General features: G+C 74.2%; 11 protein-coding genes. 8 read left to right on the forward strand and 3 right to left on the reverse strand.

The window, feature by feature from the left end; all coding sequences use genetic code 11:
- Window positions 1–42 precede the first annotated feature (42 nt).
- Window positions 43–3,774: a PAS domain S-box protein gene (locus ACZ6TB_RS18125; RefSeq protein ID WP_465555656.1), complete on the forward strand. Its 3,732-nt coding sequence runs from the start codon at window positions 43–45 to the stop codon at window positions 3,772–3,774.
- A gap of 10 nt (window positions 3,775–3,784) precedes the next feature.
- Here ACZ6TB_RS18125 and ACZ6TB_RS18130 read toward each other — a convergent pair whose 3' ends face one another.
- Entirely contained in the window at window positions 3,785–3,988 is a 204-nt protein-coding gene (locus tag ACZ6TB_RS18130) for a hypothetical protein (protein WP_465555657.1), read from the reverse strand.
- A gap of 137 nt (window positions 3,989–4,125) precedes the next feature.
- Between ACZ6TB_RS18130 and ACZ6TB_RS18135 the strand changes: the two genes are divergently transcribed.
- The 5 genes from ACZ6TB_RS18135 (at window position 4,126) to ACZ6TB_RS18155 (ending at window position 8,705) form a co-directional block, all read left to right on the forward strand.
- Window positions 4,126–4,650, forward strand: a complete 525-nt coding sequence (locus tag ACZ6TB_RS18135; protein ID WP_465555658.1) for a PadR family transcriptional regulator — start codon at window positions 4,126–4,128, stop codon at window positions 4,648–4,650.
- Window positions 4,647–5,324, forward strand: a complete 678-nt coding sequence (locus ACZ6TB_RS18140) for an ABC transporter ATP-binding protein (protein WP_465555659.1) — start codon at window positions 4,647–4,649, stop codon at window positions 5,322–5,324. The genes ACZ6TB_RS18135 and ACZ6TB_RS18140 overlap by 4 nt, the downstream gene beginning before the upstream one ends.
- Window positions 5,321–7,513 (forward strand): FtsX-like permease family protein, encoded by a 2,193-nt coding sequence (locus ACZ6TB_RS18145; protein ID WP_465555660.1) that lies wholly within the window; start codon window positions 5,321–5,323, stop codon window positions 7,511–7,513. The genes ACZ6TB_RS18140 and ACZ6TB_RS18145 overlap by 4 nt, the downstream gene beginning before the upstream one ends.
- 60 nt (window positions 7,514–7,573) lie before the next feature.
- Window positions 7,574–8,422, forward strand: a complete 849-nt coding sequence (locus ACZ6TB_RS18150) for a tetratricopeptide repeat protein (protein ID WP_465555661.1) — start codon at window positions 7,574–7,576, stop codon at window positions 8,420–8,422.
- Window positions 8,423–8,516: 94 nt separating this feature from the next.
- Entirely contained in the window at window positions 8,517–8,705 is a 189-nt protein-coding gene (locus ACZ6TB_RS18155) for a hypothetical protein (protein ID WP_465555662.1), read from the forward strand.
- Here ACZ6TB_RS18155 and ACZ6TB_RS18160 read toward each other — a convergent pair.
- On the reverse strand, window positions 8,696–9,118 hold the full coding sequence (locus ACZ6TB_RS18160) for a MarR family winged helix-turn-helix transcriptional regulator (protein WP_465555663.1): 423 nt from the start codon (window positions 9,116–9,118) through the stop codon (window positions 8,696–8,698). The two genes, ACZ6TB_RS18155 and ACZ6TB_RS18160, sit on opposite strands and share 10 nt — an antisense overlap.
- A 76-nt stretch (window positions 9,119–9,194) precedes the next feature.
- On the opposite strand from ACZ6TB_RS18160, the gene ACZ6TB_RS18165 reads away from it, so the two are divergent.
- Both ACZ6TB_RS18165 and ACZ6TB_RS18170 read left to right on the forward strand, forming a co-directional pair.
- Entirely contained in the window at window positions 9,195–10,961 is a 1,767-nt protein-coding gene (locus tag ACZ6TB_RS18165) for an ABC transporter ATP-binding protein (RefSeq protein WP_465555664.1), read from the forward strand.
- Between the two features lie 692 nt (window positions 10,962–11,653).
- Window positions 11,654–12,289, forward strand: coding sequence for a hypothetical protein (locus ACZ6TB_RS18170; protein ID WP_465555665.1), 636 nt, complete (start codon window positions 11,654–11,656; stop codon window positions 12,287–12,289).
- 37 nt (window positions 12,290–12,326) lie between these two features.
- Here the strand turns inward: ACZ6TB_RS18170 and ACZ6TB_RS18175 are convergent, their stop codons facing one another.
- A complete protein-coding gene (locus ACZ6TB_RS18175; protein ID WP_465555666.1) occupies window positions 12,327–12,665 on the reverse strand; it encodes a VOC family protein in 339 nt (112 codons plus the stop codon).
- Window positions 12,666–12,716 lie beyond the last annotated feature (51 nt).

Raw genomic sequence — 12,716 nt, forward strand, 5'->3', positions numbered from 1 at the left:
ATTACCGCCACAAATAACCGAAGAAGGTGATATTCCGGATATATGTCGTCGTCTCCGGCGGCCGGGGAGCGGCCGGCGTTCCGGCTCGCCTCGGTCCTGTCCCAGGTTTTCGGGCTGCTGACCGCGACGGCCGGGGCGGCGCTGCTGCCGACCGGCCTGACGATCACCGGGGCGCCGCTCATCCTGCTCGGCGCCGGCATCGTCGCCCACGCCCGGACCCGGGCCCGCCTGCGGCGCCGGCTGGTCCTGCTGCCGGCGGCGGCCGCGCCGCTCGTGGTCGTGTCGCTGTTCGACGCCCGGCTCGGCTCCGGGCTGCTGCCGGGCGTCCTGATCATGCTGCTGGTCGCCGCCGACGTCGCCGCCATCGTGCTGGTGAGCGTGGCCGCCGGGCGGCGCGCGGCCCGGCACGCGCAGATGGAGACGATCCTGCGGCACACCCCGAGCGCGTTCTTCATCAAGGGGCTGGACGGCGGCTACCGGATGGCGAGCGCGGCCTTCGAGCAGCTGTACGGGATCGTGCCCGGCACCGCCGCGGGGCGGCTCGACCGGGAGGTGCACACCCCGGACCGGCTGGCCGAGATCGCCCGCCGGGACCGGCTCGTGGTCGCGGCCGGGGAGCCGCTGGTCTTCGAGGACGAGATGACCGGGGAACACGGCGTCCGGACGTTCGTGACCACGATGTTCGCGCTGCGGGAGGACGGCGGCGACGCGTACGCCGTCTGCGGGGTGACCAACGAGATCACCCAGTTGCGGATCGCCGAGGGCAAGTTCAAGGCCCTGCTCGACGCCTCGCCGGAGGCGATGCTCTGCGTCGACGCGGGCGGCACGATCCTGCTCGCCAACGCCCGCGCCGTGCAGGTCTTCCGCTACCGCCGCGAAGAGCTGGTCGGCATGCCGGTGGAGACGCTCGTCCCGGCGGCGCTGCGGGAGGCGCACGTCCGGCACCGCGAGGAGTACCTGGCCGCGCCGACGCCACGGCCGATGGGCGAGGGGATGCAGCTGACCGCCCTCTGCGGGGACGGCACCGAGTGCCCGGTCGAGATCAGCCTGTCCGCGGTCGAGGGCGAGGGCGGCACGGTCGTCTTCGCCACCGTGCAGGACATCACCGACCGGCTCGCCGAGGCCCAGTCCGACGCCCAGCTCGCCGGGATCGTGGCCGCCTCGAGCGACGCGATCGTGAGCAAGACGCTCGACGGCACGATCCTGACCTGGAACCCGGGCGCCGCGCGGCTCTACGGCTACACGGCGGCCGAGATGATCGGCCGGGACGTCACGGTGATCCTGCCGCACGACCGGCCGGACGAGGAGAAGCGGCTGCTGGCCCGGGTCCGGGCCGGCGAGCTGATCAAGCACCACGAGACGCGGCGGGTGCGCCAGGACGGCACCACCATCTACGTCTCGCTGAGCATGGCCCCGATCCGCGACCCGGACGGCACGATCGTGGGCGCCTCGACGATCTCGCACGACATCACCGCCGAGGTCGAGGCCGAGCGGCGGCTGCGGTTCGAGCGCGAGCAGTTCCAGATGATCATGACGGCGGCCAGCGACCCGTTCATCAGCATGGACTACCGCGGGCTGATCACCGAGTGGAACCGGCAGGCGGCCCAGGTCTTCGGCTGGACCCGGGAGCAGGTGCTCGGGCAGCACGTGGTCGACACGATCCTGCCCCGGCGGTACGCGGCCGCGCTCGACAAGGTCCTCGAGGGACGGTGGGACCGGCTGCTGGACCGGCCGACCGAGATGGCCGCGCTGCGCGCCGACGGGACCGAGCTGCCGATCGAGCTGACCATGTGGCGGATCCGGCGCGACGGCCCGTCCACCTTCCACGCCTTCGCGCGCGACATCACCGTACGGCGGCAGACCGAGCAGGCCCTGGCCCAGGCGCGGGACCAGGCGGTCGAGACGGCGCGCCTGAAGTCGCAGTTCCTGGCGGCGATGAGCCACGAGATCCGCACCCCGATGAACGGCGTGATCGGCCTGAGTGGACTGCTGCTGCACACCGACATGGCCGAGACCCAGCGGCGGTACGCGCAGGGCATCAACAACGCCGGCGTCGCGCTGCTCGGGGTGATCAACGACGTGCTCGACTTCTCCAAGCTGGAGGCGGGCAAGGTCGTCCTCGAACGGGCCAACTTCGAGATCTGGCGGCTGCTCGACGAGGTGGTGGGCCTCGTCGCCGACGCGTCCGGGGCCAAGGAGCTGACCGTCTCGTCCCGGTGCGACCCGCGGCTCACCGCGCCGGTCAGCGGCGACCCGGGCAAGCTGCGGCAGGTGCTGCTCAACCTGGCCGGCAACGCGGTCAAGTTCACCGCCCGCGGCACGGTGGCGGTCACCGCCCGGCCGGCGCCCGGCGACTTCCCGGCCGGCAGCGTCCCGGTGCGGTTCGAGGTCTCCGACACCGGCATCGGCATCGACCCCGACCAGCAGGCGAGCCTGTTCGAGCCGTTCACCCAGGCCGACGCCGGCACCACCCGGCGGTTCGGCGGCACCGGGCTGGGCCTGGCGATCAGCCGCGAGCTGGTCGGCGTGCTCGGCGGCGAGATCGGCCTGACCAGCGAGGCCGGGCAGGGCAGCACGTTCTGGTTCACGGTGCCGCTGTGGCCGGCCGTGGACGGCGCCGAGTCGCCGCACCGGCACGCGCTCGGCGGCCTGCGGGTGCTGCTGGTGACGGGCGACGACACGCTGCCGCTGGCCGACCAGATGGCGTCCTGGGTGGCCGAGGTGGCGACCGTGCACGACGAGACCGCCGCGGCCGGCGAGCTGGTCCGGGCCGCGCGGGCCGGGCGGCCGTACGACGTGGCCGTGCTGGAGAGTCCCGGCCTGCCGGCGGTCATCGGCGCCGACCCGGCCGTCCCCGCCCTCAAGAAGGTGCTGGTCGCGTCCGCGCCGGGCCGCACGCCGCCGGCCGGCTTCGACGCCGTCCTCACCCGGCCGGTCCGGCAGTCGCAGCTCTACGACGCGATGGTCCGTCTCGTCGCCGGGCCGGTCGAGGATCGGGCCCGCACCACCGGCGCGGGCTCGCCGCCGGTGCGGGGACACGTGCTGCTGGTCGAGGACAACGACATCAACCAGACCGTGGCGCTGGGCATCCTCGCCAACCTCGGATACAGCGCCGACGTGGCCGCCAACGGGCGCGAGGCGGTCGAGCGGGCCGCCTCCCGGGACTACCAGGTCATCTTCATGGACTGCCTGATGCCGGAGATGGACGGCTACGAGGCCACGGTCGCGATCCGGCGCGCCGAGGCGGGCGGCCGGCACGTCCCGATCATCGCGATGACCGCGGGCGCGATGCCCGAGGACCGGGACCGGTGCCTGGGCGCGGGGATGGACGACCACCTGGCCAAGCCGCTGATGCCGGCCGACGTGGGCGCGGCCCTCGACAAGTGGGCCCCGGTCCCGGCGAGCGTGCGCGACCAGATCAAGGAGCGTCTCGATCTGCTGCGCGGGGCGGGCGCGGCGCTGGGCCCGGCCGAGCTGGCGGGACTGCTGCGGCGGCTGAGCGCGCACGCGCCCGGCCACGTCGAGCAGATCAGCCAGGCCGTCGCCATGGACGACGCCGACCGGCTGCGCGAGCAGGCCCACCAGCTCAAGGGGGTGGCGGCCAATTTGGGCGTACGGGATCTGGCCGCTCTCTGCGACCGCCTGGAGGAGGCCGCCCGGGCCGGCGACATGGAGGCCGCCGTCGAGCCGTTGTCCCAGCTCGGCCCCTGCACCCGGGAGATGCTCGCGGCCGTCGACACGATCCTCGGCGGCCTCCCGGTGTCGATCGCCTAGAGAGGCCCGCCTAGACCGTCACGTCCACGAGGTGGCGCGGGTAGACGATGTCGCGCCGGCTCTCGCGCAGCGCCGCCTTGTCCGACGCGATCTTCCGGTCGTCGGCGCCGGCCTGGACGTCGGCGGCCAGCCGGCCCGAGTCGATCCTCAGGTGGATGCCGGCGATGTGCTTGGCCCATGCGGCGCCGTCGGTGCCACCGATTCGCATGCTCATCCTGGTGCTCCTTCCGCTACTGACTTGCAACCGCCTGATTCGGTTGCGAGCCGGTTGTGGTTGAGGAATCTCGCCGGAAACTTTCTACAACCCGAGGGTATATACGCGGTGTATACCCCGGGGGTATGGTGTGCGGCATGAGCGTTCCTCTGACACTGCTGGGGCTCCTCGAGCGGCAGCCCAGCCACGGATACGACCTCAAGCGCGACTACGACCTCTACTTCGGGCACGGCCGGTCGCTGCCGTTCGGGCAGGTGTATTCCACGCTCGCCCGGCTCGCCCGGGACGGCAAGGTGGTGATGGACGAGGTCACCCCGGGGGAGGGGCCGGAGCGGAAGCGGTACGTGATCACCGAGCTCGGCGCCACCGAGGTCGGCGCCTGGATCGCCGAGCCGGTCGCGGCCGAGCCGCACCTGCAGACCGTGCTGTTCGCCAAGGTGGTGCTGGCCCTCATGCTCGGCCGCCCGGCCGAGGAGTACCTCGACGCCCAGCGCGCCGCCCACCTGGCCCGCATGCGCGAGCTCACCGAGGTCAAGCGCGCCGGCGACCTGGTCGACGGGCTGCTCGCCGACCACGGCCTGTTCCACCTCGAGGCCGACCTGCGGTGGATCGACACCACCGTGGCCCGGCTCGACCAGCTGCGGGCGACGGTGAAGCCGTGAGCCCGGCACTGGAGGCGCGCGGGGTCGCGCTGTCGTTCGGTGAGACGCCGGCGCTGCGCGGGGCCGACGTCACGATCGACGCGGGGGAGATCGTGGCGGTGATGGGGCCGAGCGGCTCCGGCAAGTCGACGCTGCTGCACTGCCTGGCCGGCATCCTCACGCCCGACGCCGGCTCGGTGCAGGTGCTCGGTCAGCGGATCGACACGCTGAGCGAGGCCGCCCGCAGCGAGCTGCGGCGCGACCGGTTCGGGTTCGTCTTCCAGTTCGGCCAGCTGGTGCCCGAGCTGACCGCCGAGGAGAACGTGGCGCTCCCGCTGCTGCTCGGTGGCCTGCGCCGCGACCCGGCCCTGGCCAAGGCCCGCGAGTGGTTCGGCCGGCTCGGCCTCGACGGTCTCGAGCGGCGGCGCTCGGGGGAGCTGTCCGGCGGGCAGGCGCAGCGGGTCGCCCTCGCCCGGGCGCTGGTCGGCGAGCCGGCCGTGCTGTTCGCCGACGAGCCGACCGGCGCGCTCGACTCGCTCACCGGCGAGCAGGTGATGGACCTGCTGGTGGCCGCGGCCCGGGAGCGGGGCACCACCGTCGTGCTGGTCACCCACGAGGCGCGGATCGCCGCGTACGCCGATCGCGAGGTCATGGTCCGCGACGGCCGGGTCACCACCCCCGCGGTGGCGTCGTGATCCGCCTCGGCCTGCGGCTGGCCGTGGCCGGCGGGCGCGACGCGACCGGGCGGCTCGTGCTGATCGGCGGCGCGGTCGCGGTGGCGGTCACGCTGGTGCTCGCCGCCCTCGCCGGACTCGGTGCGGTCACGTCGCAGAACCTGCGGTACGCGTGGCTGAACAGCTCGGTCACCGCGGCCGCCACCGGCCCCGCCCACGCCGACCCGGTGGACTGGGCGATCCGCGAGGACTTCTTCCACGGCGAGCGGATGGCCCGCGTGGACGTGGCGGTCAGCGGCCCCGACGCGCCGGTTCCGCCGGGGATGACCGCCCTGCCCGGCCCCGGCGAGTTCTACGTCTCGCCCGCCCTCGCCGCGCTGCTCGCGACCACCCCGGCCGAGCAGCTCGGCGACCGCTGGCCGGGCCGGCAGGCCGGCATCATCGGCGACGCGGGGCTGCCCTCACCCGATTCGCTCATCGTCGTCGTCGGCCGGACGCCATCGGAGCTCGCCGCCATCGGCGGCGCGGTACGGATCGACCGGCTGGTCAGCATCGACCCGAGCAAGTGCCACGGCTGCCTGGTCGGCATCGGGAGCGAGGGCCTGAGCCTGGTCCTCGGCGTGGTCGCGGCCGCCCTGCTCTTCCCGCTGCTGATCTTCATCGGGACGGCGACCCGGCTCGCGGCGGCCCGGCGCGAGCAGCGGTTCGCGGCGATGCGGCTGGTCGGCGCCACCCCGCGGCAGGTCGCCACCCTGGCCACGGTCGAGTCGACCGCCGCCGCGGCGGCCGGCACGCTGCTCGGGTTCGGCCTGTTCCTGGCCTTGCGGCCGCTGATGACCCCCATCACCTACACCGGCGAGCGGTTCTTCCTGAGCGACCTCACGCTGACCCTGGCCGACGTGCTCGTCGTCGCCGTCGGGGTGCCGCTGGGCGCGGCGGTGGCGGCCCGGTTCGCGCTGCGCCGGGTGCGGATCTCCCCGCTCGGTGTGGCCCGCCGGGTCACCCCGCGACCGCCGCGCGCCTGGCGCCTGATTCCGGTGCTGGCCGGCCTGGCCGAGCTGGCGTTCTTCGTCGGCCACCGCCCCGGCACCGCCAACGGGCAGCTCGCGGCCTACCTGGGCGGCATCGTCGTGGTCATGCTCGGGCTGGTGCTGGCCGGGCCGTACCTGACCATGGCCGGCGCCCGCCTCCTGGCCCTCCGCGCCCGCCGCCCGGCCACGCTGATCGCCGCCCGGCGGCTCGCCGACGACCCGCGGGCCGGGTTCCGCTCGGTCAGCGGGCTGATGCTCGCGCTGTTCGTCACCAGCGTCGCGACCGGCGTGATCACGTCGATCGTGGCCTACCGCGGCGACCGGCCGGCCGGCACCGCCGTCCACGACAACCTGTCGGTCAGCTGGTTCCCCGGCGACGGGCCGCGGCCGGCCTCCGCGTCGCCGCCGGCCGGCCTGACCACGACGCCGGGGGTGGAGAAGGTGGTGGCCGTCCGGCTCACCGACGCCGAGCCCGGGCATCTCAACGGGCTGGTCAGCTGCGCCGACATCGCCGGGCGGCCCGAGCTCGGCACGTGCGCGCCGGGCGCGGCGGTCGCCTGGGCCTACGCCGACCTGAGCGGGCCCGACCCGGCGGCGCCGGTCTGGGAGGCGGCGCCGGTCACCACGGCCGAACTGGCCGGCAAGCCGCTGCTGTCGGTGGTCGTGATCACCGACGGCCGGCCGGCGAGCATCGAGCGGGCCCGCACCCAGCTCGAGACGGCCTACCCGGGCGGCCGGTTCCCGTCGACCGAGGCCGAGTGGCGCAGCGACTTCGCCCGTACGCTGGTGCGCTTCCAGCGCCTCGCCGACGTGGTGATCGTGGCCAGCCTGGTGATCGCCGGGTGCAGCCTCGCGGTCGCCCTCACCGGCGGCATCAACGAGCGGAAACGGCCGTTCGCGCTGCTCCGCCTGGCCGGGGTGCGTCTGGCCGAGCTGCGCCGGGTGATCACGGTGGAGAGCGCGGTGCCGCTGCTGGCCGTCTCGGTCGTCGCGGTGGCGGCCGGCTTCCTGGCCGCCGGGCTGTTCCTGCGCTCGCAGTTCCACTACGACCTGAAGCCGCCGCCCGGGTCGTACTACGTGCTGGTGGCGGCCGGCCTCGCCGTGTCCCTCGGACTGATCGCGTCGACGATGCCGCTGCTGCGCCGGGTCACCGGACCGGAGACCGCCCGCAACGAGTGACAACCGCACCGCACCCGGCGGCTTCCGCAAGTCGCCGGGTGCGCGGCCGAATGTGCCGGGGTGCGAACCGACATGCTCCTCGGCCGGGCCGACGACCTGCTGCACAGCGGCCGGGCCGGGCAGGCCGCCACGCTGCTCGCTCCCGTCGTCGGCGAGGAGCCCGGCAACGTCGACGCCTGGCTGCTGCTGGCCCGCGCCCACCTGGCGTTGCGCCACCCCGGCGAGGCCCTCGACGCGGCCCGGCAGGCGCTGCGCCTCGAGCCGCGCGGCCTCGAGGCCCTCTACTGGGTGAGCGCCGCCTATACCGCCACCGGCCGGCACGACCTGGCCGTCTCGGCCGCGGCCACCGCGTGCGCCGAGGACCCCGGCAACCCGCGCCTCGCCGAGCGGCACGGCCGCGCCCTGCTGGCCGCGGGCCGCCTCGCCGAGGCCGAGCGCGTGCTGATCGCCGGCGCCGAGTTCGCCCACTACGACGCCGACCTCCAGGTCGCGCTCGGCGTCGCCCTGTTCGCCGCGGGCCGACCGCTGAGCGCCCGCGAGGCGTACGGCCGGGCGCTCACCCTCGACCCCGGCCACGAGCGGGCCACTCTCGAACTGCGCCGGCTGACCACCGCCGAGCAGCAGATCGTCGACGCCGCGTCGCTGGTCCGGGTGACCGACCAGTTCGCCGAGTCGCTGCGCATCCCGGCCGGCGGCCGCCACCCCGAGCCCGACGGCCGCGGGGCGCTCGCCCATCTCACGACGGTCGCCTTCGCCGTCTGCCTGGCGGCGCTGCTGATCCTCGGCGTGCTCGACCGGGTCACCGCGCTCGAGGTGCCGCGCCTGCTCACGTTCGCCCTGTTGTGCGCCTCCGGTTCGGCCGCGTGCGCCACCGCGCTGATCCGCCATACGAGCGCCTCCCGCCGCTGAGGCCGGTCCCGTATCCCCGTCGGCATCCGAGATCGCGCGCTGACCCTGGGCGCCACCTCTCGGCGTTCCCCGGCCAGGTGCGGGACGCCTCGCCGTGGGTGGCGGCGGCCGGGATCCTCGGCTTCGCCGTCGTCAACGCGGCGGCGTCCTCCAGACCGGGCTGACCACCACCTGGGGCGTCCGCCCGGCGCTGGTGATCGAGTCGGTCGCGTCCGGCTTTCCGGTCCTCGCCCACGTGGCCGCCGACGCCACGATCGGCCTCCTGATCTGCCTTCAGGCCTGATCCGGGGCGGCGCTCAGCTTTCGCAGCAGCCGGGCGAGATCGTCGCGTTCTGCCGGGGAGAGCGCCGCGAAGAACTGCTCGCCCTCGGCCTGCCGGGCGGCCCGGATCGCCTTCGCCGTCTCGGCGCCGGCCACGGTGAGGGACAACAGCGTGGCCCGGCGGTCGTCGGGGTCGGGGTGCCGCGCCGCCAGGCCGAGACCGGTCAGGTCGTCGGCCACCTCGGTCGCCGTACGGGGAGCGATGCGCAAGTGATCGGCCAGGGTGCTCAGCCGCACCGCGCCGTGCCGGGCCACCACGCTCAGCGCGCGGGCGAGCGAGGGCGACAGATCCCAGGGCTCGAGCGCCACCCGGGTGCGGTGCCGCAGCCGGCGGGCCACCGACCAGAACGCCTCGGACAGCGTCTCCTCGTCCACCGGAATACGGTAGCAGCAACTGCCGTTGTAACCTCATGATGAGGTAACCTCAGTATTCCGAGCTTGGGAGGCGCACTTGGCGCGCGACACCAGAAAACCCACGCAGGCCGAGAAGGCCCAGGCGCGCGACGTCTCGCTGCGCCGCATCGGCGGGCTGTTCACCGACCACCTCCGGTCGCTGTCCGTCGTCGTACTGATCATCGTGGCTTCGTCGATCATCGGCATGGCCAGCCCGTTCCTGTTGCGCGCCGTCATCGACGACGCGTTGCCGCACGCCGACCTGCGCCTGCTGGTCTGGCTGGTGATCGGCATGGTCGCCGTCGCCGCCGTGACCGCCGCCCTCGGCGTCGTGCAGACCTGGATCTCCACCGCCGTCGGCCAGCGGGTCATGCACCGGCTGCGCACGGACGTCTTCACCCACCTCCAGCGGCAGTCGATCGGCTTCTTCACCCGCACCCGTACGGGCGAGGTGCAGTCCCGCATCACGAACGACATCGGCGGCATGGAAGCCGTCGTGACCTCGACCGCGACCTCGATCGCGGCCAACCTCACCACCGCGGTCGCCACGATCGTGGCGATGGCCGCCCTCTCCTGGCAGCTCAGCCTCGTCTCGCTGGTGGTGCTGCCGCCGGCGATCTACCTGTCCCGGCGGGTCGCCCGCATGCGCCGCGAGATCACCGCGCAGCGGCAGCGGGAGCTCGCCGACCTGAACGTGACGATCGAGGAGGGCCTGTCGATCAGCGGCGTGCAGCTGGCCAAGACCATGGGCACGGCGCCCGCGCTGATCGACCGCTTCTCGGCCTCGTCGAGCCGCCTGATCGACCTCGAGCTGCGCTCCGAGCTGGCCGGCCGCTGGCGGATGGCGTCGATGAGCATCGTGTTCGCGGCCATCCCGGCGATCATCTACCTGGCCGCGGGGATGCCGTTCACCGCCGGCCGGCTGAGCATCGGCACGCTGGTGGCGTTCACCGCGCTCCAGGCCGGGCTGTTCCGGCCGCTGCTCGGCCTGCTCAACGTCGGGGTCCAGCTGACCAGCTCGCTCGCGCTGTTCGCGCGCATCTTCGAGTACCTCGACCTCCCGGTGGAGATCGAGGAGCCGGCGACGCCCGTGCGCATTCCGGCGCCGCGCGGCCACCTGCGCTTCGAGGAGGTGACTTTCGCGTACGCCGGGAGCACCGCGGCCGCGGTCGCCGGGGTGACCCTGGACGTGCCCGCCGGGACGTCCCTGGCCCTGGTCGGCGAGACCGGCTCGGGCAAGAGCACGATCGCCGCGCTGATCAGCCGCCTCTACGACCCGACGGCGGGCCGCATCACGATCGACGGCGTCGACCTGCGCGACCTGTCGCTGGCCGACCTGTCGGCGATCGTCGGCGTGGTCAGCCAGGAGACGTACCTGCTGCACACCACCGTCCGGGAGAACTTGCGCTACGCCCGCCCCGGCGCCACCGACGAGCAGATCGAGGCCGCGGCCCGGGCCGCCCAGATCCACGACGTGATCGCGGGCCTGCCCGACGGCTACGACACGATGGTCGGCTCGCGCGGCCACCGCTTCTCCGGCGGCGAGAAGCAGCGCATGGCCATCGCCCGCACCCTGCTGCGCGACCCGCGCATCCTGGTCCTGGACGAGGCGACCAGCGCCCTGGACAACGAGACCGAGCGCGCCGTGCAGCGGGCGTTCGACGAGCTGGCCCGCGGCCGCACGACGGTGACGATCGCCCACCGGTTGTCCACGATCCGCGACGCCGACCAGATCGTGGTCGTCGACCACGGCCGCGTTTTGGAGTCGGGCACGCACGACGCCCCGGTGGGAGCGGGCGGGCGGTACGCCGCGCTGTCCGCGTGACGCCGTGCCGGCTGCGTGTCGCCGTGCCGGCTGCGTGTCGCCGTGCCGGCTGCGTGTCGCCGTGCCGGCTGCGTGTCGCCGTGCCGGCCGCGTGTCGCCGGGGTCGGCTGCGTGACGCCGGGGTCGGCTGCGTGACGCTGGGCCGGCCGCGTGACGCTGGGCCGGCCGCGTGACGCCGCGCTCGTCCCGCGGACCGTGCCCGGCCCGCCCGCCGCGTCGATGTGTGGACAGCACGCCAAATTTGTCGTAGGCGGGCCGTATCGTCGCCCCACCCAGTGCCGGGGTGGGGTCGAACAGGGCGAAATCGCGGGCCGATCCATTGCGCCGGCCCCGCATCGACCGACCGCGCCGGCCCCGCATCGGCCAACCGCGCCGGCCCCGCATTGCCCGACCGCGCCGGCCCCGCATCGGCCAACCGCGCCGGCCCCGCATTGCCCGACCGCGCCGGCCCCGCATCGGCCAACCGCGCCGGCCCCGCATCGGCCGACCGCGCTGCCGCGGCCGAGGTGAAGGAGCCCCGGTGGCGCGACCCGCCGCACCCCCTCTCAAGAAGCCGCGCGTAGAGGTGAGCAGAGCAAGGGCACCGCGGCTTGAGGGTTTGCGCCGGGAAAGTGGGGCTCGCCGATCCCTCATCCCGGCGCCGCGCCGGCCGATACCGCTGGGCGATCCCTCCAAGCGAAAGGACGCCACGGATGGCACAGTCCGCGCGTGAAATGCCCGTCCGGGGTGACGGGTGGCGACCCACCGACCCGGTCCTCGAGGCCATCATCAAGCGCTGCGTCGCCGACGCCGAGGCGGGCGCCGCCCGCGACGGCACCCGCGAGTACATGGCCGGCGCGATGATCCTCGGGGTGCTCGGTGTGATGCTGCTGATGGCCGGCAAGCCGGCCCAGGTCGCGATCGTCGTGCCCGCGCTGCTGTTCGGCGCCGGCGCGCTCTACATGGTGCTCAAGTCGAGGCCGGAGCCGGTCGAGCGGGGCCGGGCCCTCGCGCCGATGGGCGGCGCGGGCCGGCTGCCGGCCGGGTACCTGGTGCACCCGGGCGCGTGGGCCGGCGGCATGGGCGAGCACGTCGCCTTCATCCCCGAGTCGCAGATGCGCGCGGCCGCCGACATGTGCCGCACGTTCCCCGGCTCGGTCGACGACCTGCTGCAGTTCACCGGCACGATCGCCGCCCAGTTCCCGGCGCCCCGGCACCACCTGACGCCGGCCGACGTCGCGCACCGCAGCCGCGACCTGGTCCGGGTCGGCCTCCCGGTGATCCAGAGCTTCAACGAGAAGTACCCGCCGGCGGCGATCGAGCCGCCGAAGAAGGGCAAGAAGAAGTGAGCCACGCCGGCGTCCGGGGATCCGGGCGCCGGCTTTCTCATGACTCCACGCAGAACTCGTTGCCCTCCGGGTCCTGCATGACCACGAGCTCTCCCTGGTCGTCGAACACCGTCGCGCCGAGCGCCCGCAACCGGTCGACCTCGGCCGGCACGCCGCCCTCGGGCGCGCGCAGGTCGAAGTGCATCCGCAGCTTGGCGGTGCGCGGCTCGGGCACCCGCTGGAACCACATGCTCGGGCCGCCCCAGCCGGGCGCCTCCACGAACGCCTTCTCCGCCGTCGAGTCCTCCTCGACCTCGCCGCCGAGCGCCGCGGCCCAGAACCGGGCGACCACGAGCGCGTCGGCACAGTCGAAGGTGACCGATTTGATGTACGTCACCGGGCCAGAATATGGGTGGCCTGTCGATTCCGCCGCGGTGTCGAACGTCGG

The sequence above is a fragment of the Actinoplanes sp. NPDC051537 genome, from assembly GCF_055586105.1.

Bases quoted from the DNA above. Each gene is read 5' to 3' on its own strand.
- ACZ6TB_RS18125 (WP_465555656.1), top strand. From the start codon at position 43: ATGTCGTCGTCTCCGGCGGCCGGGGAGCGGCCGGCGTTCCGGCTCGCC.
- ACZ6TB_RS18170 (WP_465555665.1), top strand. From the start codon at position 11,654: ATGGCACAGTCCGCGCGTGAAATGCCCGTCCGGGGTGACGGGTGGCGA.
- ACZ6TB_RS18135 (WP_465555658.1), top strand. From the start codon at position 4,126: ATGAGCGTTCCTCTGACACTGCTGGGGCTCCTCGAGCGGCAGCCCAGC.
- ACZ6TB_RS18130 (WP_465555657.1), bottom strand. From the start codon at position 3,988: ATGAGCATGCGAATCGGTGGCACCGACGGCGCCGCATGGGCCAAGCAC.